Source organism: Peribacillus sp. N1 (genome assembly GCF_054600815.1).
Window position 1 is genome coordinate 1 of sequence record NZ_BAAHZO010000014.1, and the last position, 25,154, is coordinate 25,154.

The window sequence follows — 25,154 nt, forward strand, 5'->3', positions numbered from 1 at the left end:
GTTAAGCTCTTCAGCGCCGATGGTAGTTGGGGGTTTCCCCCTGTGAGAGTAGGACGCCGCCAAGCCATTTCAAAAGACCCGCCATCCGGCTGGTCTTTTTTTGCCGTTGTCAATCCTTCTTATCTTATATTTTAAAACTGTTAAAAAGTAGAGAAGTAAAAGGACCATAAACAATGTTATATGCAGTATACATGGTAGGGCATACTATGGATGCATACTAATTTTTACTTCTATCTGCATTATCCATATCTGATTAATACAAAGGGACAGAATTCTTCGTTTCTACAGGGATATATGTTAAACTTAACATAGTTCTGAAACTGTCATTGGGGGAATAGCCGATGGATACCTCTGCTAAAGATGAAATGATTTTTTCGTTTGCTGAATGGTTGAGAGACCAAGGCAAATCAGCTAATACGATCAAAACGTATACTGGTGTCCTTTCACAGTTTTGTGACCAGACACAAAAGATATTGATGGAGATTCATTCTGAAGATGTTCAGGGTTATCTTGATTATTTAGAAAATTGCAAGAAAAGCCCAGGGACTATCGAAAAACACTATATCGCCTTAAATGTTTTCTTTAAATTTTTAGGTAAACCGCAAGTGATGCTTTCTGTGGAACGTAAGGTTAAGGAGCACAAGCTTGAGGTACCTGAAACTTTAAGTATAAATGAGCAGCAGATCCTGTTAAGAGATATAGAAGCAGAAGGAAACCTAAGAAACATTGCCATCGTCTACCTTTTGTTACATACAGGAATCCGCGTCTCCGAATTATGTGACTTGAATGGCCGCGACGTCATCATGGAAACAGAACGAAATTATATACTTGTCAGGAACGCAAAAGGTGAGGTCGATAGATCCGTTCCCCTTACAATATCGGCTATACAGCATATACAGAATTATCTTCTTTCTTTAAAGGAAAAAGCAGATCCGTTATTCATCTCAAGCTATAATCAAAGGATCACTCCGAGGTCAGTTCAATATATATTAAAAAAATACAATGTGCATCCACATAAACTGCGACATACCTTTTGCCAAAGGTTAGTGGATAATGGAATAGATATACAAACGATATCCAAGCTTGCCGGTCATAAAGATTTAAACGTAACGAAGCGTTATCTAAAAGAAAAATCGCTGGACCTGGCAAATGCGATAGACCAAACTTTCACCAAACATTAATCCATAGAAATTAAAAGGGAAAGCGAGCTCTTTCCCTTTTTTGTTTATATATAAGAATTTAAAACAAACAAATTTCCTTGGAAATGAAATGACGAATAGGACGTGAGGGCCTGTGAAGTTGTATTTATAAGAGCATATTGTGCATTGTTTGAACAAGAAAGAGGGGATTCCTAATAAGGAATCCCCTCTTTTTTAATTCTTTACTTAACTGTTTTTTTCTTCTTTTTACCTATTTTCATTATGACTTCATATACTACCGGTACTATTACAAGTGTTAGCAATGTAGAACTCACAAGTCCGCCAATAACGGTAATTCCCAAACCTTGTGATATTAATCCACTGCCTTCTGCACCGATTGCCAGAGGTATTAAAGCGCCGATTGTGGCAAGGGCAGTCATCAGGATTGGACGTAGACGGGTAGAACCTGCCTCGAGTAAAGCTTCCCTGATAGATAGCCCGGATTCTTCATTCTTGATAACACGGTCCACTAATACGATGGCATTGGTTACAACGATACCAATAAGCATTAGTACACCCATCATTGCTGAAACGCTGATGGTCTCACCTGCAACGAATAGCCCTGCCAATGCCCCGATTACCGTAAATGGTAAGGAGAAGAGAATGGCTATTGGTGCTAAACCACCATGGAAAGTAACGACAAGGACAAAGTATACAATAGCAACGGCCGCTAACATAGCGATACCAAGTTGAGTGAATGATTCCTGGATATCTTCCGTCACTCCGCCATAGTCTATAGTGACGCTTGCGGGAAGGTCTAATTTATCAACTTCCTTCTGTACATCTGCTGTTACTGCTGCCACATCATCCGTTTTGATTGTTGCAGACACGTCGGCATAAATTTTTCCATCGCGGCGGCTGATTGTATCGGAAGCTTTGCCTTCTTCGATTTTCACAAGCTCTTTCAATGGGATTTCCATTCCCATTGGAGAAGAAATTTTAGTATTCTCAAGATCTTTTTTGTCTTCGAATGTCGTTTCTTTTGTCTCGACATATACTTTGACTTCTTCTCCATCTTTCTTAATGGTAGTTAAAGCATCATCTTTATTCGTATTGGCAATGGACATGCCAATTTGTGCAGCTGTCAGTCCAAGGTCACTTAACTTTTCTTGGTCTGCAACTAGAGTGTATTGCTCATAAGCATCGGAAAGACTTGTATCAACATCTTTTAAATCTTTATTTTTCTTCATGATATTTTGAATATCATCAATTACCGGTTCAATATCTTTTTGTGTATTACCGTAAACAAATAGAGTGGTTTCGTTGCTTGATGTTGACGTGAAATCTTGTTGTTTCCATGTTCCAGGTGAATCAAGTTCAGTTAATTCTTTTATGACGGTTTCTTTTTTGTCCCCGAAATCTTCAGTGTCTTCATCATAGAGTACATAGAAGAGAGCAGAGTTACTCGAGCCGCCCATCATGCCGCCGCCCATCATGCTTTCACCAAGTGTGTATTGAACGGTCTTCACATCGTCTTTATCCATGAAGTATTTTTCCACTTTTTCTGTTTGCTTTTCAATATCTTCTTTTAACTCTCCAGGTGCGGGAGTGTAAGTGACGATAATCGTTTTTTCTTCATCTGCAGGCATGAAGCTGACACCGATGCTTGGGATCAGGAATAAGCTGCCGACCAATAATACAATGGCTGTACCGAAAGTGATTATCTTATGGTTTAACGACCAATCCAGTGCTTTTCGGTAGAATGCTGATAGTTTGCTTGGTTTTTCTTCATGTGATTTTAATTCTTTTTTGGATAGCCCCTTTTTAAATAAAGAGTCTGCCATTGCCGGAACAAGAGTGATGGCGATTATTAATGAAGCGACCAATGCGAACACCATTGTTAAGGCGAATGGCATGAATAGTTCCCCGACAGGTCCTGTAACGCTGGCTAAAGGCAGGTATACGGCTACAGTAACGATTGTCGATGAAAGGATAGGGATGAACATTTCCTTAGTGGCTGATCGTATTAATTCGCCGCCTTTTAATTGTTCGCCTTTTAAAGCCATTCTTCTATAAATATTTTCAATGACGACAATGGAATCATCGACTACTCGGCCAATGGCAACCGTCATGGCCCCAAGTGTCATGACATTCAATGAAATATCCATTTGTTTGAGCACCAAAAGCGCGGCTAACAGGGATAATGGAATCGAAATGACGGAAATGAGAGTCGTTTTAAAGTTCCTAAGGAACAGCATGATAACAATGACGGCAAACAGACAGCCGAAGAGTGCCTTACTGATCATGGTTTCAACAGAATCTTTAATCGGTTTAGCTTGATCGAGCGTAGTGTGTACACTTACGCCTTTAAACTCTTCTTTGAAATTAGAGGCTTCTTCGTTTACTTCGTCTACGATTGCAACTGTATCGGCATCAGGTGATCTTGTAACCTGGATTCCAATCGATTCGCTACCGTTTGTTCTTGAAATCGATTCGGCCTTACCGGTGATTTTAACATCGGCAATGTCTGATAATTTGACATTTTGCATTTGGGCAGGACCTGTTGCCATGTCAGGAGTTGATTGATTGGTTTCCGGTCCGGTTTGTGCCGGCGTTCCTGTTTGAGAGCCGCCGGTTAAAGGTATCTTTATATTTTTGAGGTCTTTTAATGTGGAGATGTTTCCATCCACAACGATCGTTTTTTCTTTATCATCAAAGTTATATATGCCAAGCGGCATGTTTACGTTTGCGGCCTGGATAACCTTCTTTACGGTATCTTCATCGAGCCCGTATTGAGCCATCTTTTCCTCGTCGAATACAAGGCTGCCTTCATTTACTTGTTGTCCGGAAATTGATACGGATGTCACGCCGTCAATCCCTTCAAGTTTAGGCACCAACACCTCTTCGACGTTTTTTGTAAGAGCTGGTAAATCAGAACCCTTATCTGTTACACTGAGTGCGACGACAGGAAAAGCGTTTAATTCTAATTTAGAGACGTTTGGGGCATCCACTCCCTCAGGCAGTTCTAATTTCTCTAAAGCTTCTTTCACTTCTTTTACAGCGTCGTCCATATCCGTATCATAATCATATTGTAACTGGACGGAAGAGGCATTAGCCATGGACGAAGAACTGACTAATTCGACTCCTGGCAAATTTGTTACTTTCTGCTCAATCTGGTCCGTAAGTTTATCTGCTACTTCTTCAGGTGCAGCTCCAGGATATACAGTGGAGATGCTTATTAAAGGAGTCGAGATGCTTGGAATGGTTTCTTGTTTCATGTTTAAACCTGAGTATAAACCAGCTGCAACGATGATGATCGTAAGCAACCAGATTGCCAATTTATTCTTTAATGAAAACTTAATTATTGAATTCAAGCTTGTACCCTCCATACATAAAATTGTGACTATTCGGTCATAGACTCAAATATATAGTATATGGATTATGATTGCAACAGATAATATCCGCTAGTGTTAACGTTGTGATTTCAAGGGTTTTGGGATACAATTTGGGAGATGTGACCCATCGGTCACCAAAGGATAATTTTAAGAGATAGGATGAATTTGATGAAAGAAAAAAATAAGATGATCATAGATAAATCTGTAGAGCTTTTCGCGGAGAAAGGCTATCATGCCACTTCCGTTCAGGAAATTGCTGAAAAGTGTGGGATAGCAAAGGGGTCTTTTTATAATCATTTTAAATCGAAGGAAGAATTACTGGTCTCCATTTTTAAATTTTATTATGAAGCGTTGACGGACTCATTGCTTGATCTTGAACTGGATGCTTCATTGTCCAGTAAAGACAAGTTCATGAGGCAAATCACAGTTCACATTGAGCATATGACGGGAAATACCAATTTGATTCAAATGATGATGCAGGAACAAATGCTTCATATCAGCAAAGAACTAGATAAATTTTTACATTATATCCATGAAGAGGGTTTGATTTGGTTCAAGCGTAAAATCATTGAGTTATACCCGGGACTTTCAGCTGATCTTTTGCCGGATTGCACCATAATTTTGGACTCCCTTTTCAAAGGATATATCGGAATATTGATCAGGAAACAAAATGCTTTTGATGTGGAATTATTACCTAGCTTCATATTGAACCGGATGGATTCAATTATCGCAAGCCTGCAGAACATGGAAGATCCATTGTTGAAACAATTTCCCCTACCGGGATGCTCGATGCGGGATATGAGCCCAAAAGAAGAAATCCATTCGATCATCGTCAGGATGCTGGAAGTGGAAACACGTAAAGAAGAGGGAATGGATACACGTAAAAATATGGAAGCTTTAAAGGCAATCCAGGAGGAATTTTCAAAAGCTAGTCCAAGCCCGATCATCTTGGAAAGTCTTTTGTTATTTTTGGAAAAAAATGAAAAAAGGAGTCCCTTGTCTTCAAAGCTTATCTTGATGATGAAGGATTATTTGACAAGTATATGAAAGCTTTACCGAAAGGGGCGTATAGCCTCTTTTTTTCATTTGATCTTAATGAGTTTCAAAAGCGGGGGTTTAGGAAAAGGTAAAATTGATGGGAAGAAGACAATTCTTTCAATAATATGGGGGCAAAAATCATGCGATGGAAAAAGGGAATGCTGATTTATAATGAAAATGCCGGTAATGATAAACTCGAAAGGAATCTTGAGGGTTGTCTTCCGATAATAGCTCCACATATTGATGAATTTCTCATTCTGCAAACGAGGGAAAAGGGCGATGCATGCCGTTTTTGCTTGGAATATTGTGAAGACATGGATGTAGTTTTCGTATTAGGAGGAGATGGAACGGTGCATGAGTGTGTAAATGGCCTTTCGCCGCTTCCGAGGCGGCCCCTGTTTGGGGTTTTACCTGGAGGGACTTGCAATGACTTCTCCAGAACATTAAAGATTCCTCAAAATGTTCGTCAAGCTGCGGAAGCATTAGTGAATGGCAAAGTTCGTTCAATTGATATTGGGCAGGCCAACAACGATTATTTTTCTAATTTTTGGGGAGTAGGGCTTATTTCAGATGCATCAAGCAATATTGATGAGCAGGAAAAAAGCAGGTTTGGTAAGATAGGATATTTATTAAGTGCTATAAGGATAATTGGCGAGAATGCTCCCTTTTCCTATAAGCTAAAATATGATGGGAATGTTATCGAAGGGGAAGCGGTTATGATTTTGGTTTTGAATGGTTGTTTTATCTGCACCAATTTATTGCCCTTTCCCATGATTAGTCCAGATGATGGACTCTTCGGCGTTGCCATCTTGGAAAATGCAAGCCTTGGTGCATTTTTAGAAATAATAGCGATGAAGCGTTCATGGACACAAAATATGATCTCTGACTCTGGGGTGACTTATTTAAATGCCGATACTCTGACCATTGAAACCAAGAGGCCGCTTGATGTGGATATGGATGGAGAGAACTATAGACGAACTCCTGCACGCATTAAAGTCCTTGCCCGACATTTGTCAGTATTAACTCCAAATTAGTATGATGGGATTAAATATGAATGGGAATGATTATGTGTTTTTTTTGTATATTCATTCCTTATTTCTGCAATTGTTTCCAAAATAAGATAAAATATATGAAGATATATCAATTTTTGCAGGAGGACCACATATGGTGTACCAGGTCAGATTGTTAAAGGGCATTTTAGAGCCTCATCGGAGTCGTCATCAGCTTCAAAATGCAGAGGCAGTCACAAAGCTTGGATTGAAATTACTATTTTTATATTTTCTTAGTCTTATAGTATTCGCCATCGGGGGATATTTTGGCATTGGTTCAGAATCATTCTCCAAAGAAATCACGAAAATGAGTGCCGATGAATTCGAAGCAGCAAAGCTGCTGATTTTGAGCGGCAACATAATAACAGGCATAATCGACCCTTCCATATACATATTTTTATCAGCTCTATTCTTTTGGATCGTTACTGATATCCCATATATAAAATTAGTCATCGTTCAAATGATTCTTTTTGTTTTGCAATTAGTGGAAAAAATATTACTGATTCCTCTATTCGTATTAATGGATATAGGCAGCGATGCCAATCCTTTTTCATTGGGGATCATCAGTCAGTATTTTCTCAGAAGTGATTATTTCATTCACTTTTTCAGCGGAATCACCATTTTTCAATTTCTTATTATTGCTCTGCAATATTTTTATTTAAAGGAGTTTTCAGAACGAAATAGTAATTTGGTCCTTTTAATGATTGTTCTATTCTATCTGGCCACATGGTTTGTTAAAGCCTTTTTAGCATACATCCAAGTAGGCGTATTTGTATAAGGCGGGTGAAATGAATGAGCGGGAAATGGAAAATTACAGCGGTCTCCATTGCGTCGATAGTCTTAATAACCGTTAACTTATACCTTATTGAAAAAAAAGAAAGCAAAGTGGAACGAACTGTTTTCGTTGAAAACTGGACTAAGGTAAAAAAAGATACAATTACGGATACTATTCAAACAAATGGGGTAATTAAACCTGTAGAAGAGTATGATATCTATTTTGACACCAAGAAAAATGATTTTAAGAAATTCCTTGTTAAAGAAGGCGATGAGATTACGGCTGGCTCCTCGTTGTTTGAGTATACGACGACCGAACTTGATGCTCTTAAAGCGAACTTGGAAGCGGAGAAAACGGCAGTTAAGGGAGAAATTGCAGGTATTGAGGAATACATAGGGAAGTTGAGGTCCTATCAAGGGACCATGACCAGCAATCCTGAAAAAGCAGCCATTGATGAATCGGTGGAAAAAAACTTGAAAATTGATATAACAACAAGTTCCTCAGATCTTATTAAAAGTAACATTGAGCAAGAAATGTACAAGCAGGAACTGGAAAAAAACAGCTTGAATGAAAAAGTGAAAATGCTTGAAGCTAAAATAACTTCAATTGAGGAGCAGTCCAGTGCGATCGTGTCAACGAGTGAGGCTGATGGTGTAGTTAAAAATATCAATAAAAACCTGAATAATCCCATTATATCCATCGTTTCAACAAATATGGCAATTGAAGGGGATTTCTCTGAAGAGGAAATGAAAAAGGCTGAAGTGGGCATGACTATAAAAGCAAGTTCCTCTGATTCAAAAAAGGCATTGAAAGGGACGATAGGTCGCATCCATTCCTATCCCGCTGAAGAGCCGTCATTAAAAAAGGATAACAGATTTCCATTTCAGGCACTAATCGAACCGGAAGGTGAAGAAACGGAAGCTTTGTTGGTGGGATCCAAAGTGAATCTTACTGTAATAACCAATGAGAAAGCCGGTGTACCCTCCATTCCTATAGAAGCCATAAAAAACCATAAACAGCCTTATATTTACAAATTGACTAAAAATGGCTATGTGGATAAACATTACATTACAAAAGGGCTTAAGGCTGAAGGGAAGCAAGAAATCATAAACGGACCGTCGGTAGGTGACGTCATTCTAATGGAGCCGGATGTGTCGAAGAACCATTCTTATTTCATTACCCCAATCCAATTTGGAAAAGTGAAGGCAGCAACTTATAAAAAATTCACCTCTAGGGAAAAAGTAAGATATCTGTTACTTGGCGTATTGGAAAAATAACCGCTTCTTTCATCAAGAGAGGTGATGTCAAATTAGTTATTAATTATATATCAATATAACTTATATGATTAAAAAACGGGAAGAGTAATTATAGATACAATAGTCTCTAATGCAGAATATTCAGACATATTTAAAGATTTTTTCTAGAACTAATGCGAATAAATATTTACAGATTATCATTTTTAGTATAATATTTTATTATAAGTTAACTCGCTTAATCTTATTCCAAGAACGGGGGACCCATTTTTGTGGATTTTATCCGCTAGGGGTGAATTCAGAAATGAAAGGGCATTTGTGTTTCCAATTCCTAACCCGACAGCTAACCTCGTCAGCGTCTTTAAGGGAACATGTGTGAATATTCACGCCAATAAGAAATTGACACATGAAGTGTCTTTTTTTTCGGCGTAAAGACAGAGTTTTTCAAAAAAAGAAAAATTACTTTCTTTTTATTAGTATCTTGTTTCCCTTACCGAGACAAAATGTTTTTGCATCAAAGACTTTATGGAAGGTGAGGAAAGTAAATGAAGAAATTCAAATTAAGTTTAGCTAGCCAAATTTTCATTGGTTTAATTCTAGGGATTATCGTTGGTGCCATTTTTTATGGTAATGAGTCGGCCCAAAGCTTTTTACAGCCATTCGGGGACATTTTCCTACGAATGATTAAAATGATCGTAGTGCCGATCATCGTATCCAGCCTTATCGTTGCAGTTGCCGGTGTAGGTGACTTGAAAGCGGTAGGAAAACTAGGTGCTAAATCATTATCATACTTTGTTGTCGTAACTATGATAGCGATTGCTGTTGGTTTAATTTCAGCGAATATCATCCAGCCTGGTGCTGGTGTGAATATGAATAACCTGGAACAAACTGATATCTCCACATATGTTGATACAGCAGAAACTAAGCAGCATGAATCGTTCGTAGATACACTTGTACACATCGTGCCATCCAATCCAGTTAAAGCCATGGTAGAAGGCGATATGCTAGCGATCATTTTCTTCTCCGTGTTGTTTGGACTAAGTATTGCGGCCATCGGTGAAAAGGGTAAACCAGTATTCCGTTTCTTCCAAGGTGTAGCTGAAGGAATGTTCTACCTAACTAACATGGTCATGAAATTCGCTCCTATCGGTGTATTTGCACTAATCGGTGTGACTATCTCCAAGTTCGGTTTGGAATCTTTAATTCCGTTAGGAAAGTTAGCGCTTTCTGTTTACGGAACAATGATCTTCTTTGTAATTGTCATTCTGGGTCTTATTGCAAAATTTGTAGGATTCAATATCTTTACTTTGATTAAACTTCTAAAAGAAGAATTGATTCTTGCTTTCTCTACTGCAAGTTCTGAAGCGGTTCTTCCGAAAATCATGGAAAAAATGGAGAAAGCGGGATGTCCGAAACATATTGCTACATTTGTTATTCCGACTGGATACTCCTTTAACCTTGATGGTTCTACATTATACCAAGCGTTAGCAGCTATCTTCATCGCTCAAATGTACGGAATCGATTTAAGCATGTATGAGCAAATTACGCTGATGCTAGTGTTAATGATCACATCCAAGGGGATTGCTGGTGTACCAGGTGTATCTTTCGTAGTTCTTTTAGCGACATTGGGAACTGTCGGTATTCCTATTGAAGGTCTAGCATTCATTGCCGGTATCGACCGTATTCTTGATATGGGACGTACAGTAGTAAATGTTATCGGTAATTCACTTGCGGCAATCGTTATCTCTAAATGGGAAGGTCAATTCAACCCTCCTTCCAAAAAAGAACTAGAACAAGTTTCTTAATACAAAAAATCCAGAGTGAAATGTCACTCTGGATTTTTTTGAATTAAAAAGCGCTTCCTTACTTTTGGACGATCCAGAAGCGGCAATCGGAAGAGAAAGTGATGACATCATCGTTTTCATGGAATAATTCACTTCGATAAAAGCTTTCGATGACTTTGAACCGTGCTTCTTCCAGGCACTCAAGTACTTCAAGTTTAGTTGGGATATGGAGGTAAGTATCTTCTTGAAGCGTCTTTCCGGATGTGAGAATATCCCCGAATTCATAAAGCCTCTCATCTTGTTTACCAACACACCAAATCATTTCCTCTTGCTCCCAGAAGTTCAGGTAATTTTCGTTTTTATCACGGTCATGTGTTGTGAAAATGAAGAGCCCTTCAGGTTTTAAAATACGGTTGATTTCTTTTAAAGCCAATGTGCGTTTTTTTCGCTGGGGAATTTGCATTAAACCATTAAAAGCGAAGATTGATTTATCGAATGATGAGTCGTTGAAAGGGAGGTCGGTTGCATCGCCAAGGATAAAGGATATGTCCAGGTTATATTCATGCGCTATTTTTTCGGCTTCATAAAGCATGGCAGGAGTCAGGTCGATTCCCGTTAGATTTTGAAATCCTTTTTTATATAGTGCGAAGGTGGTCCTTCCTGTACCGCAACCGATATCAAGGATTGCATCTTCCCGATTTAAATATTTTTCGAATGCATATTTCTCTGATTGCCACAGACCTATTTTTTTAGTTGCATCAGCATAGACGGAAACGGCTCCATGAAAAGAATTAATGATAAAACCTTTTTCAATTTTATCCATGATTTAATCCTCCAATCCTTCATTCTTACTATAATATGGATACTTTGAGCTAGTCGAGTGTGTCCCTTAACATTTGGGTTAATATGGAGTACATGTTTCGCGTTATTCACATGGTGCTGATGATGATTTATATTGGGGGTTATATAACTTACGTGAAAACCCAAAAGTTTGGTAAAATAATATTATTGATTAAGAGCTCGGAGGGGGTCAGGTTATGAAGAATGATAGCAATGATATCTTATATATGTATATGCAGGCTTCTGAACGGTTTGTCCTTTTTAATGGACTCAATTTTCGTGAATTCGTCTATTCGCTGCCATATACGTTGGATTCCATCTTATTATTGAAACATGAATTCAATGGCGGGGAATACAATTTGAATGTCCTGCTAGAGAGTGCTTCATCTGAAGATATTGCGAAGCTCGTTAAAGAAAATGTCCGGGCATATGGAGATTTCTGTTGGATCGATTTTGAAGAAAGAGAAGGGTTGGATGAATTGGATGGAAGGGAAATAGCGGAACTATTATATTTAGGGCATGCAAAAACTCATCTGGATCCTCCATTTTTCCGTAAATTGAATAATCAATTTGTGTACCTTGCCCAGGATGATGGCTGGTTCAATAAAATTTATTTTCGTTCTCTTTCGACATATTATATGATGTTAGGAAGCCTGATTCCGCTAAAGCTGGAGCTTTTAAAAGTAGAGAGGACTTGGCTTGGAATCAGAAAGAAAAGAGAGCTGACGGCGATTCCGGCAGAAATCATTTCTTCCTTGGCTCATATCCTGGCAGAGGGGCTCGTTTTTTCCTTTCGGCATGTTAAGTATACAAGAACAAAGATTGAGATACCGGCATGGGTCGTAGGGGATTATTTAAACATGGATGAAATGCATGATGACTTTTCAGATAGAGATATTAAGGAGCCAGATGCCTTTATTACCTTCAATCGAAAAGAAAGGGTATGGGAAAGCGTTATTAAAAATACATCATTCTCCTGATTATCCCAACTTCCGAGGTTCGTGGCTTGGATTATTTGACACCCTTGAAATTTTTTAGGTGTAAGACGTACCATCTCATGCATAAAAGATAAGAGAGGGCGGCGCGCAGGGTGTGGCGGTTTTAACCTGTGTTCCGCCTAATAGTAATCATTGGAAAAGCGCCAATGATGGAAGTTTCGCTTTAACCATTTTAGTGTAAAGTGATACAATGAACATGGTTAAAAGAATATTGGAGGGTAATAACTCATGAAAACTAAACTTGGTTTGCTTTATGGTGGAAAATCTGCGGAGCATGAGGTTTCTATGCAGACGGCTTTAGCGGTCATTAAAGCTCTCGATTTAGCAAAGTTTGATATATATCCGATTTACATAACAAAAGAGGGTTCATGGATTAATGGACCGAAGTTAACAGGACCTGCCGAGAGTGTGGAGGCTTTAACATTTACATCGGATAAATCTAGCTCGCCTCTTGCCTTGCAGGCACATTCAACTGATGAAAATAGTGAATCAACAGGGTATGACGTGATTTTCCCATTGCTTCACGGACCGAATGGAGAAGATGGGACCGTGCAAGGGATGCTGGAACTATTGAACCTTCCTTATGTAGGGAATGGTGTTTTGGCTTCATCAGCAGGAATGGATAAGGTCATCATGAAAAACATTTTTGCCCAGGCGGGACTTCCTCAAGTCAAATACACTTGGTTCATTCGTTCTGAATGGGAGAAGAATACTGAAAGTGCCATTAAAAAGGTAGCGGATGAATTGGGTTACCCTTGTTTTGTCAAACCTGCCAATTTAGGCTCCAGTGTCGGTATCAGCAAATGTAATGATGCTGATGAACTGGAAAGAGCGGTAGCGGAAGCTTTCCAATTCGATCGGAAAATCATCATTGAAGAAGGGGTCGTAGCTCGTGAACTCGAGTTTGGAATACTTGGTAATGATGAACCGTCTTGTTCGGTGGCAGGCGAAATCATCCCTAAGAAAGATTTTGCCTTCTATGACTATTCAGCAAAATATGTTGACGGTAATTCTGCAATGGTCATTCCAGCGGAGATAACGGAAAGCGAGTATGTGGCTTTATCCGAAATGGCCATTACTGCCTTTAAGTCATTGGATTGCTCTGGATTGGTTCGCGCTGATTTCTTCTTAACGAATGAGGGGCAAATCTATATTAATGAAGTGAATACAATGCCTGGTTTTACTCCTTTCAGCATGTTTCCGTTATTGTGGAAGCACACAGGTGTCGACTATCCAGCTTTAATTGAAAAACTCGTGAAACTTGCCTTGGAACGTCATCAGGAAAAACAACAAATCAAATATACAGTTTGATCATGCAGGTAATGTATCAGTAAACTCCACAATCCATCAAGCATTTATTTGATGGATTCCAATCAGCAGGAACCGGTGCGATTTAAACTGGTTTCTGCTTCGTTTGGTTAATGGAGAGCGATTAACGGTCCGATGAATGTAGGAGGAACAAAATGATAAAGAGAACGTTAAAACAAGTACATGAAATGGCAGAGGGATTGAATGATATCAGTCCATTCCAGTCCGAAGGGATTAATGGGGTCACCATCGATTCAAGAACGGTTAAGGAAGGATGTTTGTTCATTCCGCTTAAGGGTGAGCAGGTTGACGGCCATCAGTATGTCAAGCAAGCTTTAGAGCAAGGAGCTGCGGCTTCTTTTTGGCAAAGGGATGTTCCGAATCCACCTGATGATTTACCGATAATCATTGTCGAAAATACCGAGAAAGCACTTCAGCAATTGGCGCGTTCTTACCGTCGGCAGTTGAATATAAAAGTCATTGGGATAACAGGCAGCAACGGTAAGACGACTACGAAAGATATGACGGCTGCGCTGCTGGCCACTACCTATAAAGTTCATAAAACAAGTGGAAACTTCAATAATCATTTAGGTTTGCCACTAACAGTGCTTTCCATGGCGGAGGATACTGAAGCGGCTGTGTTGGAAATGGGAATGAGCAGCCGCGGTGAAATCGAGTTCTTATCCAAAATGGCAAAGCCTGATGTAGCGATCATTACCAATATCGGTGAATCACACTTATTGGATTTAGGATCACGCGAGGAAATCGCGAATGCGAAGTTGGAAATTGTCGAAGGTTTGGCGAAAGATGGAACGCTGATATATCATGGTGATGAACCATTGCTCCGCGATCGTATCAAAAAGGATTTTCCTGATTTAAACGTAATATCTTTTGGACGCACGGAACAAAATGATTTATATCCACAGACCATTAGCCAAGGTGCAGACAGTACCATGTTTACAATCGCAAGCGGTGATAAGGAAACCAATTATGAGATACCCGTTTTAGGCAATCATAATGTTCTTAATGCGTTGGCAGCAATCTTGGTTGCTAAAGAATTCAATGTGGATGATTCAGCGATCCGCAAAGGTCTGTCGACCATTCAATTAACGAATATGAGGATGGAATTGGTCGAGGGTGCGAAAGGGCAGAAAATCATCAATGATGCGTATAATGCCAGCCCAACTTCAGTTAAGGCAGCGGTGGAGTTGGTTGAGGGCTTATCTGGATTCGAAAAAAAGATACTTGTATTGGGAGACATGTTGGAGTTAGGGCCACAGGAAAAAGACTTTCATTTGAAAATTGGTGAATTGATTTCCAGTGAGCGGATCGATAAGATCTTCACATATGGTCCTTTAGCCGAGTTTATTGCCAAGGGAGCGAGCAAGGCGTTTTCATCGGAGCAGGTTCGTCCTTTTCAAGATAAGCAGAAGCTTATAGAGGAACTGAAATCGTCCACGCAGGAAAATGACATCATACTTGTTAAAGCTTCCAGGGGCATGAAGCTGGAGGAAGTCGTTCAAGCTCTGCAAAAATAAAAAACATGGATAAGGCCGTTTCTTTTTTGAAACGGCCCTTTTATCGTGCTTAAAAAAGTGTTCCGGCAATAATGCAGATGTCGTCGTTGATGACTGAATGCCTCATCCTTGAGACCAATAGCTCCTGAAGGAGGTCTTGTGTATCGAGATGGACATTTTCGATGAATTCCCTTTCGATATGGTCAGATCGGTCAATGGCGGAAGGTAGGGGCGTTTTAGAGAGTCCATCTGTATAGATGATGAAACGGCTTCCTGGCTCATACTGAAAGACTATTTTTTTAATGGGCAATTCGGGAATCAGTCCGTTTGGGGTGGCCCCTTCGTTCAAATTGAGAATTTGGTTGGTGCATGGGGAATACAAAAAAGCTGAAGGAAGTCCGTAATTCACATATTCGATGAGCCGATCCTTTGTATTCACGTATGCGATGAAGGCAGTAATGCGAGCCTGGTTTTTGTTTTCCCGATTAACTCCTTGAAATAAATCCCGCATTAGATTATCCAGTTCCTTTGTTATGAAAATGGGGTCTTTTACACGTTTGATAAGGTCGGGGATCAATGTGCGTATGGACATGTTTATAAGTGCTGTATGAATGCCCTCTTCCAATACATCGATCATTATGAAGCCGTATATCCTGTCATCAACCTCCGACCAGTAAAATAAATCCCCTGACAGTTCACTTGAAGGTTGGGAAAGGCCTTTGACCTCTATATCTTCATTGTTGATCGACAAAGGTAAACCTGAAAGTTGAATGCCCTTTGCGATTCTCAGGCTCCTTGCTGATTTTTGGTGTATCATTTCAAGCTCTTGCCCCTTCATTTTTGCCGAAAACAGCTGCATGCTGATGTTTCGGAGTGACTTTAATTTAATTCGGACTTCCACTGAATCGGCAGGGACCGCCATGGTTTCATAAAAGGTATTTTCCGGTAAGGTCTGAGGGGTCTCCATTCCTGAAGTGCGTTTGTAAATGAATAAGATAGGGATTTCGTGAGATTCAGCCAAAGCGTACAAAGAAGTTTGCTGCCAAGAGTCTTTTGATAGGTGTAAAGGTAAAATAAATAATGATTTCATCATGTCTGTTGAATTCTTGAATAGATGACTTTGATTATGTGGATCCTCCAAAAAGGTGACTTTCTTGTTCATTTTCTTTAAGATTCGACCAATATCCTTACATAAAGGAACATCTATTGTGAATATGTTCATATAACCCCCCGTTATTTTGTTGATAGGTCAATCATACTGCATTTATACTCATTTGCTATAATTTTTAAGCAAAAAGATGGAATTTTCAAAAATCAGATGCTTCCATATACCTGTAAATTCAATGGTAATTCATGATAAGTCCTTTCTTTTTCAAACGTGGGGAACCGTGGAAGGGTGTTTATCATTAAAACTAATCCTTCCTGAAAAAGGTTTGTTGAAACTATTTGATTTAATCACATATCATATATAAATGGATGATCGTTTTGTGAAAATTTAAATGGATACAGTAAGTCGACCAGAGGCCGGAATGCTTTCATCTCGAACCATGATTTTAAAAGGACTAAGTTACTGTTTTGTGAAATCCTCCTAATTGGATTTTGAAACCACTGGAACGGTTTTTAAATAAAAAAACTGTAGGCAAACTCGTTTTCTTTGAATTTGTCTAAGATTGAATCCACTTACGCATAAATGGATATAGTAAAACGGTGATCCTATTGATGAAATAATCAGTCCATGTGTGTTTTTGTCCATTATTGAATAACAAGCCATATTCTTACTCAAAAGTGTCACGGCTGCATATTTAACAGGAAGAAATGACTAATTTCTTCATTTTTGAAACTGCCAAAAGTTTTTAGTAACTCTGAATGTGGCGATATCCTTTATTGCATTAACAGTTTGAAAATGGTAATATGAGTATGAGTTTAAATGTCTTATCATTGATGATTATTTAAAATTAATCAGGTTGAGGCAACAAAATTGTATGTTCTTACATGTTTCATGAGTTCATTCTTGAGATTATTTTAGATTAAATAGGCCTCGCGTCTGGTCATATATAAAAGCTGCATCTCTTGGCGGCTTTAGTAGCTATTGGGAATCAAAAGCCGCATTTTAGCGCTTTTCCACTTCTGCAAATCCTCAACGCACCGGGCCTGTTTTGTATAAGAATCTTGGCTCTCGTCAAGTTTTGTTCATACAGCCTTTTTAAGTCTGATGAATAATAGGTGCAGCAGCCCTCACCTGAATAAAACGGTGAAACACCCGTTTATGCTACTTTTAATTTTCCATATTGAATTTAATTTTGGTTACATGTACTTTTAAAAAGATGAGCGTATGTTAATGATAAGTTTACACGTGCGCGAAGTTAAAAATGCCAGTGAATGTCCGTACTGGTATATTTCCTTTTTAAAAAATCATATTGAGTTCATTTGAACTAAAAGGCAGACATACTTTTAGGTGATAATGATAAACTTTTTATAAGAGATAAAGTAGAACATCCGTCATGATGATGAGGATTTGAACTAAACATCTGTGCATGATATGCACGTGTAAATTTACGATATAAAAAGGAGTACGAAAACATTGACATTGTTTAGCGAATTAGGATTAGATAGAACGTCCATGAAATCAATAGAAAAAATGGGATTTGAGGAAGCGAGCCCGATTCAATCCCAAACGATACCTCTAGCACTTGAAGGTAAAGATATAATCGGTCAAGCGCAAACAGGAACAGGTAAAACAGCAGCATTCGGTATTCCATTGATGGAAAACATCGATATAAATAACGAAAACGTTCAAGGGATCGTCATTGCACCTACACGTGAGCTAGCGATTCAAGTTTCCGAGGAGCTTTTCAAGCTTGGTTACGGAAAACGCGCTCGTGTACTTGCGGTTTATGGTGGACAAGATATCGACCGTCAAATCCGTGCTTTAAAGAAAAAACCACATATTATCGTTGGTACGCCTGGTCGTCTTTTAGACCATATCAAACGTAAAAATATCAAATTAGGCGGAGTTCATACTGTAGTTCTTGATGAAGCTGATGAAATGCTTAACATGGGATTCATTGAGGATATCGAATTGATCCTTTCAACGGTTCCTGATGAAAGGCAAACATTGCTTTTCTCAGCTACAATGCCTGATCCAATCCGTAAAATTGCTGAAAGATTCATGCAGGAACCCGTTCTTGTACGTGTAAAAGCAAAAGAAATGACAGTGGATCGTATCGAACAATATTACTTGGAGTTAAAAGAAAGTGAAAAATTCGATACACTTGCACGCCTTTTCGATATTCAAACACCGGATCTTGCCATCGTCTTCGGACGTACGAAACGCCGTGTAGATGAATTGGCATCTGCTTTGAATATCCGCGGTTATATGGCTGAAGGCATTCATGGTGACCTTAGCCAGGCAAAACGCCTTTCTGTATTGAAAAAGTTTAAAGACCGCAGCATCGATGTACTCGTTGCTACTGATGTTGCTGCACGTGGACTTGATATTTCAGGCGTTACTCACGTATACAACTTTGATATCCCTCAAGATCCAGAAAGCTACGTTCACCGTATTGGACGTACAGGACGTGCGGGTAAACATGGTATAGCCATTACGTTTGTAACACCAAGAGAAAGAGGCCAATTGCATGCAGTTGAACATACAACGAAAAAACGTATGGAGAAACTTAAGACTCCTACGTTAACTGAAGCGTTGGAAGGTCAACAAAAAGCAGTAACGGAAAAAATCCTTAATACAATCGAAAATGAGGATTTAACTTTATACCTTGGTCAAGCGGAAGAATTATTACAAAAACATAGCGCAGCGGATTTAGTTGCAGCCATGCTTAAATCAATGACAAAAGAACCGGATCAAACGCCTATCAAGTTAACGGAAGAATCTCCATCTCCAATGCGTCGCAATCGCGGAGGAAGCGGATCTTCTGGAAACAGACAGCGCAATGGCCGCAGTTCTTCAGGCAGAAAAGATTACGGTAGCGGATCAGGGAAACGCCCAAGCACGAACCGTAAATCGAATGGTTACGGAAACCGTAGCACGAGTCAAAAAAGAGAAAAAACGAATAAGATTTAATTCAATTGGAAATGCCGCTCATTTGAGCGGCATTTTTTTATGTGCATCTCCAATGCTATGGTATCTGAATGGTTAAGGGTTTTTGGAAAGGGGTTAATTTCCAGTATTTAATTATAGTATAATGGATGAAAGCAAGGATGGATGATGATTCAATTAACAATACCTGTCCGGAAGAGGAGAAGTACATGGAACCTGAAAATCGCATATCGAATAAGGCCTTGACCGTATGGAAAATCAGTGGTCTCATAAGCTGTTCAATAACCTGGATTTTAAGCATCGCCGTACTCGTGCTTACAATCATTTTTGATTGGACATATTGGGTGTTTGGAACGTTGATCATAATTTCGATAATCCAATCCTATCTGGCCATATTTCTGATTCCATCGGTGAAATGGAAGAGGTGGCGTTACGAAGTAAGAAATACCGAAATTGATATCCAAAGTGGCATTTTCGTCATTAAAAGAACACTCATACCCATGATAAGGGTCCAGCATGTTGAAACGAAGCAAGGGCCATTATTGAGAAAATATGATTTAGCCTCCGTTGAAATTTCCACTGCAGCGACCCTTCATGTTATCCCAGCCTTGGACCTTGCAGAGGCAGATGAATTGCGGCAATATATTTTGAGAATGGCAAGTGTGGAGGAAGAAGATGTCTGATCCTAAAAGGCTTCATCCCATAGCTGTATTGCTTAACATCATTAAATCGATTAAGGAGTTAGTCATTCCTTTTTTATTAGTGGTCGTCATTCCTGGGAAGAATGAAGGAATTCCTGGATGGGTACAACCGCTGGTCATTGCCATTATTATACTTTTGCTGATAGTCATGGCATTCCTTCAATGGTTACGTTTTACATATCGCATAGAAGAGGGCGAATTCAGAATTGAGTCCGGGGTTTTCGTAAGGAAGAAACGGTATATAAAGTTTGATCGGATCCATAGCATAGATATATCAGAGGGCATCATCCAGAGGATATTCAGCCTAGTGAAGCTGAATATTGAAACGGCAGGCGGGTCTCAGGCCGATGCTGTATTATCAGCCATAAGCAAAAGTGATGCTGAACGAATCAATGCTTTTATAAGTGAAGAAAAAAATGCGAAAAATATTTTTGATAATGATAAAGATGAAGTTGCGAATAAAGGATATGCAGCTAAATCGTCTGCCGTTTTTAAGCAGACATTGCCGCAGCTATTCGTTATGGCTGCCACTTCGGGAGCGGTAGGTGTCTTCCTATCTGGGGCAATCGCTTTTATTTCACAGTTCGATGAAATGATACCTTTTGAGAGGATATTTAAGGATTATGAAGAGTTTATTGAAATGGGGACCATCATTCTGACCTTGTTTGCTCTGGTGGCTTTACTGGTGGTTTATGTACTGGCCACATTAAGTATGGTAATTAAATATGCTTCCTTTACCGTGTTGAAAACGGATGAGGAAATCGTTATTTCCAGAGGGCTTCTCGAGAAAAGACAGCTGACAATCCCTATCCATAAAATTCAAGGTATCCGGATCATGGAGAATTTGATTCGGAAGCCATTGGGATTGGCGACGGTTTATATTGAATATGCTGGAGGCAGTATGGAAGATAAAGAAAGTCTATCCATCATGCTGTTCCCTTTAATCAGGAAGAGGCATTTACATGAAAAAATCCTGGAAATTTTACCGGTTTATGAAACAACCATTGAGATGACACCGATACCTAAGCGTGCACTTTCCCGGTATGTGTTTCATAAGTTTCTGTACCTCATCCCGATCATCGGTGCCTTGGTATGGTTTTTAAGTCCTTGGGGTTATCTTTCCCTTTTGCTTGTACCGTTGACGATTTTTTGGGCTTACATGCAATATAGAGATGCAGGATGGAGCATAGATGGGGATTTGTTGCTATTGAGCAGCCGTTTTTTCTCGAAGCAAACATTGATCATGCAGAGAAGCAGAATTCAATCAATCACATATAAAAAAAGTTGGTTTCAAAATCGAAAAGAATTAGCAACGATTTCAGCGTCGGTCAAATCAGGAATCACCTCCCGGGTCGGCATGGTTGCTGATGTGGAAGAAAAGGATTGCCTAATAATTAAATCATGGTATTCACCTAAAAAAACAGTCGACTCCCAATGATTGAAGGGAAGAGTCGGCTGTTTGTCCTACCATTTTTTTCTTAAATATAATGGAGCTGTTAAAAAGCCGGTTGCCAGTCCAGCCAGATGACCGATAACGTTGATCTGCGGTTGTATGAAGGTCATGATGACGGCAATTCCGGTCAGTGTATATACTGTATTTCTTTCGTTGTTCGTAAAATTGGTTTTATTGAAAAGTACAAGATATAAAAAGAATCCGAGTAAACCAAAAATTGCTCCGCTAGCACCTACGTGGTTATATGTCAGTGGGTTAATTAGAAAGGTTGCGATATTGGCAAGGATACCAGTCGATAAAAAGAAGATTGAAAACTTGATGGTTCCAAGTAATTTCTCTAGGAATGGACCGAAGATGGCAAGGGAGAATCCGTTAAACAGTAAATGTGTAAACGTGCTATGTAGAAAGATGGGGGTGATCAAACGCCACCATTGTCCATCAGCGATGTATAAGTTCACACCTGCGCCATAATAAAAGAGTACATTGCCGGGAAATATGGGGAAGAGGACAAGAACGAATACAATCATCATAATGAGTATGAGCACAGTAACAGCTCGATATGAAGATGCGTATTCGCGGAAGCCTTCTGTTCTTGTAAACATAAATTCCTCCTTGTTATCGTTTTTAATTAAATACAATATTATCATTTTCAGGTAAAAGATTCCTCCTAATGATATGCAGCTTATTAAATTAATAGAAGAGGTGTCAAAGTGATTAAAGGTATAGGCGTGGACATTACTGAGTTGGATAGAATGGAAACACTGATTAATCGGCAACCCCGTTTAAAGGAACGTATATTAACAGAAAAGGAAATCTTGATTTTCGAAAAGTTAAATGGAAGAAGGAAGGTCGAGTATTTTGCTGGGCGTTTTGCGGCAAAGGAGGCTTTTTCAAAAGCAAACGGAACAGGGATCGGTAAGCACTTATCCTTTTTGGATATTGAAATCATTTCGGATGATAAAGGAAAGCCGATGATTTCAAAGCCGTTTTCTGAAGGGGTCCATCTTTCGATTAGCCACAGCCGGGATTATGCGGTTGCTCAAGTCGTAATTGAAGGGTGAATGGAGTTTTGTCCAATCGGGTCATAAACCTTTAGGTTGTCTCATATACATTTAGTGCTATAGGGAGACAAGGCCCGGTAAAAGGTACATGGCAGAGTAGGTGCTCTCGAAAAGTTTTTAGCCGGACTGAGAAGGGGTCCGTGCCTAGAATACCGAGGAATCTAAGACATCAGTCGAGCCAATGTCCGGATCCTGCCTTTTCCTCTCCCTTTTACGTTCAAATGACAAAAAGGGGTTGAAAAGATGAAGAAGATGGTAATGCTTTTTGCAGGGATCATGCTCTTGCTTGCTCTTTCTGCTTGCGGCCAAAAATCACAGAGTGACGTAGTGAGTGAATTGAATGAGAAGCTTGGCGAAATGAAGGGATATAAAGCTAACGCGAAGATGACATTGAAGATGGGGACGGAACCTCAAGTGTATAATGTGGAGATTTGGCATAAGGACCCTTCTTTTTACCGCGTAAATCTGAAAAATGAAGAGAAGGATCAAAGCCAGATGATTTTGAAAAATGATGATGGTGTATATGTTCTGACACCAGCTTTGAATAAAAGTTTTAAATTTCAAAGCGAGTGGCCGGAGAACAGCAGTCAGGCCTATTTGTTCGAGTCGTTGGTGAAAGACATTACGGAAGATAAAAGTGCGACATATAAAGAAACGGATAAACATTATGTCTTTGAAACGAAAACACGCTACCAAAACAATAAAATGTTGCCATATCAAGAGATTACTATAAACAAAAAGGATTTATCCCCAGTCAGTGTAAAAGTCATGGACCCTGATAAGACCGCATTGGTACTAGTTGAATTCTCGAAAGTTAAATTCGATACGACTTTTGATAAGGATTCATTTGATATGAAGAAAAACATGACAAGTGCACAACTTGAAGCACCCGTTATGGCAGAAGTCCAAAATGAAGGATTTGCAGTGAAATACCCTGAGAATATTGGTGATATGAATTTAACGGAAGAAAAAGAAATTACGACGGAAAAGGGAGAACGTGTCGTTTTGACCTATGAGGGTACAAAAAGTTTTACATTAGTTCAGGAAAAAGCTGAGGTAGTTCAAACTTCCGTTTCGACGAATGTTAATGGAGAACCGGTTGATTTGGGTTATACTGTCGGGGCCATGACAGGAAATACGATTGCATGGACTTTTGAAGGTGTCGATTATATGCTTGCATCAAAGGATTTGACACAGGAAGAGATGATAGAAGTCGCCCGTTCGGTTGGGGAAGAACCAGTCAAATAGGATTACATAACAAGCTGATGTTTCCCGTCTCCTTATGAAGGTTTCTTCTGGGTAGGATAGGCGGGAAAGCAGCTTGTTGACATTTTTAATCCTTCCAACTGATTTAGGCTCGCAGCTGGGAAATTAGAATCAAGGTGAAAAAGCACTTTATCTTTCTGGCGGTTGGTTATAGAATGTTCCTATAATGAAACGAAAACTTCGCTACTGGGAAGAATCTTATTGTGAGTGTAGGAAAGAAGGAAATGGTCTTGGAAACGAAAATATTTCATCGAGATACGTGGGCAGAAGTAAATTTGGATAAAATTTTTGAAAATATCTCTTCAATGAAACAAAGACTGGGAAATGGCGTTAGTCTTTTCGCTGTCGTTAAAGCGAATGCATATGGCCATGGGGACTATGAAGTGGCCAAAACGGCGCTTGAAGCGGGGGCGGATTTTTTAAGTGTCGCTTTTTTGGATGAGGCTCTTGCCTTACGAAAAAAGGGAATATTGGCTCCGATCCTTGTACTTGGGGCATCAAGGCCTGAAAGCGCAGCTCTTGCTGCCGAGTATGGGATTTCCGTGACGGTTTTCGATGTAGCATGGTTGGAAAAGGCAAAGGATTTGTTGAAACCGGGACAAGTTTTGCAAATCCATGTAAAAGTGGATAGTGGCATGGGTAGAATCGGCATTCGTGATAAAGGTCAACTCATGAATGTGGAAAATTTGCTTGAGCGTGAAGCTTGTTTCAATTTCCAAGGGATATTCACTCATTTCGCGACGGCGGATGAAATGAAGACCGACTATTATGAAAAGCAGCTTGCTACATTTAAAGGGATGCTTTCCGTAATGACTGGAAAGCCTGAATATATTCATGCAGCCAATAGTGCAGCTTCTTTAAGATTCACCGATCCTGAATGGAATGCAATAAGAATGGGGATTTCCATGTATGGATTGAGTCCTTCCGTGGAGATGAAGCCGATATTGCCATACCCATTAAAACAGGCTATATCATTGAGAACGAAGATGGTTGCGGTTAAACAGCTTGCTAAGGGTGAAAGCGTTAGTTATGGAGCGACATATACGGCTGAAGGTGATGAGTGGATCGGGACTTTGCCAATCGGTTATGCTGACGGCTGGATCCGTAAGCTGCAAGGTCAGGAAGTTCTTGTGGATGGAAAAAGAGTACCCATAGTCGGGAGGATTTGCATGGATCAATGCATGATCAAGCTGCCTGGGCCATACCCTGTAGGAACAGAGGTCACACTGATGGGGAATGATGGGGATGAATCGATTACTGTCGATGAGATAGCGGCAAAACTGGAAACGATCAACTATGAGATAACATGTATGATTGGACCAAGAGTGCCCCGTGTGTATATAAAAGACAATCAGGTGAATCATGTACGCAACTTCATCTTGGAATGACCGGATTGTAAAAAAATCCTAAGATTGTGAATAAGATTTCCTTTATTATGCTGATAATAGGATTGAGAATAGAATATACTCTTTGCAGATAGGCATTTTAATGGTAATATTGAAAAGGATATATACAATAAA

19 protein-coding genes and 1 riboswitch are annotated in these 25,154 nt (G+C 39.5%); of the genes, 15 read left to right on the top strand and 4 right to left on the bottom strand.

Annotation, left to right across the window (positions count from 1 at the left end; all coding sequences use genetic code 11):
* Positions 1-341 precede the first annotated feature (341 nt).
* Positions 342-1,181, top strand: coding sequence for a tyrosine-type recombinase/integrase (locus tag ACYP5M_RS26100; RefSeq protein WP_230178864.1), 840 nt, complete (start codon positions 342-344; stop codon positions 1,179-1,181).
* 200 nt (positions 1,182-1,381) lie between these two features.
* Here ACYP5M_RS26100 and ACYP5M_RS26105 read toward each other — a convergent pair whose 3' ends face one another.
* Positions 1,382-4,513: an efflux RND transporter permease subunit gene (locus ACYP5M_RS26105; RefSeq protein ID WP_459735708.1), complete on the bottom strand. Its 3,132-nt coding sequence runs from the start codon at positions 4,511-4,513 to the stop codon at positions 1,382-1,384.
* Between the two features lie 189 nt (positions 4,514-4,702).
* Between ACYP5M_RS26105 and ACYP5M_RS26110 the strand changes: the two genes are divergently transcribed.
* The 5 genes from ACYP5M_RS26110 to ACYP5M_RS26130 all read left to right on the top strand — a co-directional run bounded on the left by ACYP5M_RS26110 (position 4,703) and on the right by ACYP5M_RS26130 (position 10,454).
* The gene (locus ACYP5M_RS26110; protein ID WP_434168293.1) at positions 4,703-5,581 is read left to right on the top strand and encodes a TetR/AcrR family transcriptional regulator; all 879 of its coding nucleotides are present in this window, start codon (positions 4,703-4,705) and stop codon (positions 5,579-5,581) included.
* Positions 5,582-5,712: 131 nt separating this feature from the next.
* Positions 5,713-6,606: a diacylglycerol/lipid kinase family protein gene (locus ACYP5M_RS26115; protein WP_459735709.1), complete on the top strand. Its 894-nt coding sequence runs from the start codon at positions 5,713-5,715 to the stop codon at positions 6,604-6,606.
* A 130-nt stretch (positions 6,607-6,736) separates the two neighbouring features.
* Entirely contained in the window at positions 6,737-7,399 is a 663-nt protein-coding gene (locus ACYP5M_RS26120; protein ID WP_459735710.1) for a hypothetical protein, read from the top strand.
* 14 nt (positions 7,400-7,413) lie between these two features.
* Positions 7,414-8,673 (top strand): efflux RND transporter periplasmic adaptor subunit, encoded by a 1,260-nt coding sequence (locus ACYP5M_RS26125; protein WP_459735711.1) that lies wholly within the window; start codon positions 7,414-7,416, stop codon positions 8,671-8,673.
* 201 nt (positions 8,674-8,874) lie between these two features.
* A riboswitch (cyclic di-AMP (ydaO/yuaA leader) is annotated at positions 8,875-9,022 on the top strand.
* Positions 9,023-9,194: 172 nt separating this feature from the next.
* The gene (locus ACYP5M_RS26130; protein ID WP_434168298.1) at positions 9,195-10,454 is read left to right on the top strand and encodes a cation:dicarboxylate symporter family transporter; all 1,260 of its coding nucleotides are present in this window, start codon (positions 9,195-9,197) and stop codon (positions 10,452-10,454) included.
* 58 nt (positions 10,455-10,512) lie between these two features.
* Here the strand turns inward: ACYP5M_RS26130 and ACYP5M_RS26135 are convergent, their stop codons facing one another.
* A complete protein-coding gene (locus ACYP5M_RS26135) occupies positions 10,513-11,256 on the bottom strand; it encodes a class I SAM-dependent methyltransferase (protein WP_459735712.1) in 744 nt (247 codons plus the stop codon).
* 214 nt (positions 11,257-11,470) lie between these two features.
* Here ACYP5M_RS26135 and ACYP5M_RS26140 point away from each other — a divergent pair, with 214 nt between their 5' ends.
* The 3 genes from ACYP5M_RS26140 (at position 11,471) to ACYP5M_RS26150 (ending at position 15,117) form a co-directional block, all read left to right on the top strand.
* The gene (locus tag ACYP5M_RS26140; RefSeq protein ID WP_434168300.1) at positions 11,471-12,253 is read left to right on the top strand and encodes a hypothetical protein; all 783 of its coding nucleotides are present in this window, start codon (positions 11,471-11,473) and stop codon (positions 12,251-12,253) included.
* A 246-nt stretch (positions 12,254-12,499) separates the two neighbouring features.
* Positions 12,500-13,582, top strand: coding sequence for a D-alanine--D-alanine ligase (locus ACYP5M_RS26145; RefSeq protein ID WP_459735713.1), 1,083 nt, complete (start codon positions 12,500-12,502; stop codon positions 13,580-13,582).
* A gap of 152 nt (positions 13,583-13,734) precedes the next feature.
* Entirely contained in the window at positions 13,735-15,117 is a 1,383-nt protein-coding gene (locus ACYP5M_RS26150; protein ID WP_459735714.1) for a UDP-N-acetylmuramoyl-tripeptide--D-alanyl-D-alanine ligase, read from the top strand.
* A 49-nt stretch (positions 15,118-15,166) separates the two neighbouring features.
* On the opposite strand, the gene ACYP5M_RS26155 is transcribed toward ACYP5M_RS26150, so the two are convergent.
* Positions 15,167-16,318 (bottom strand): PP2C family protein-serine/threonine phosphatase, encoded by a 1,152-nt coding sequence (locus tag ACYP5M_RS26155; RefSeq protein ID WP_459735715.1) that lies wholly within the window; start codon positions 16,316-16,318, stop codon positions 15,167-15,169.
* A gap of 1,359 nt (positions 16,319-17,677) precedes the next feature.
* Between ACYP5M_RS26155 and ACYP5M_RS26160 the strand changes: the two genes are divergently transcribed.
* The 3 genes from ACYP5M_RS26160 (at position 17,678) to ACYP5M_RS26170 (ending at position 21,292) form a co-directional block, all read left to right on the top strand.
* Positions 17,678-19,177 carry a DEAD/DEAH box helicase gene (locus ACYP5M_RS26160; protein ID WP_048682025.1) on the top strand — a complete coding sequence of 500 codons (1,500 nt, stop codon included), beginning with the start codon at positions 17,678-17,680 and terminating at the stop codon, positions 19,175-19,177.
* Between the two features lie 137 nt (positions 19,178-19,314).
* Entirely contained in the window at positions 19,315-19,836 is a 522-nt protein-coding gene (locus tag ACYP5M_RS26165; protein ID WP_459735716.1) for a PH domain-containing protein, read from the top strand.
* Entirely contained in the window at positions 19,829-21,292 is a 1,464-nt protein-coding gene (locus ACYP5M_RS26170; RefSeq protein WP_459735717.1) for a PH domain-containing protein, read from the top strand. The genes ACYP5M_RS26165 and ACYP5M_RS26170 overlap by 8 nt, the downstream gene beginning before the upstream one ends.
* A gap of 26 nt (positions 21,293-21,318) precedes the next feature.
* Here ACYP5M_RS26170 and ACYP5M_RS26175 read toward each other — a convergent pair whose 3' ends face one another.
* Positions 21,319-21,909 (bottom strand): rhomboid family intramembrane serine protease, encoded by a 591-nt coding sequence (locus ACYP5M_RS26175; RefSeq protein WP_459735718.1) that lies wholly within the window; start codon positions 21,907-21,909, stop codon positions 21,319-21,321.
* 108 nt (positions 21,910-22,017) lie between these two features.
* On the opposite strand from ACYP5M_RS26175, the gene acpS reads away from it, so the two are divergent.
* The 3 genes from acpS to alr all read left to right on the top strand — a co-directional run bounded on the left by acpS (position 22,018) and on the right by alr (position 25,022).
* On the top strand, positions 22,018-22,368 hold the full coding sequence (acpS, locus tag ACYP5M_RS26180) for a holo-ACP synthase (RefSeq protein WP_101225986.1): 351 nt from the start codon (positions 22,018-22,020) through the stop codon (positions 22,366-22,368).
* A gap of 243 nt (positions 22,369-22,611) precedes the next feature.
* Entirely contained in the window at positions 22,612-23,616 is a 1,005-nt protein-coding gene (locus tag ACYP5M_RS26185; protein ID WP_350300957.1) for a LolA family protein, read from the top strand.
* Between the two features lie 242 nt (positions 23,617-23,858).
* Positions 23,859-25,022, top strand: a complete 1,164-nt coding sequence (gene alr / locus ACYP5M_RS26190; RefSeq protein WP_434169590.1) for an alanine racemase — start codon at positions 23,859-23,861, stop codon at positions 25,020-25,022.
* The last annotated feature ends 132 nt before the right edge of the window (positions 25,023-25,154 follow it).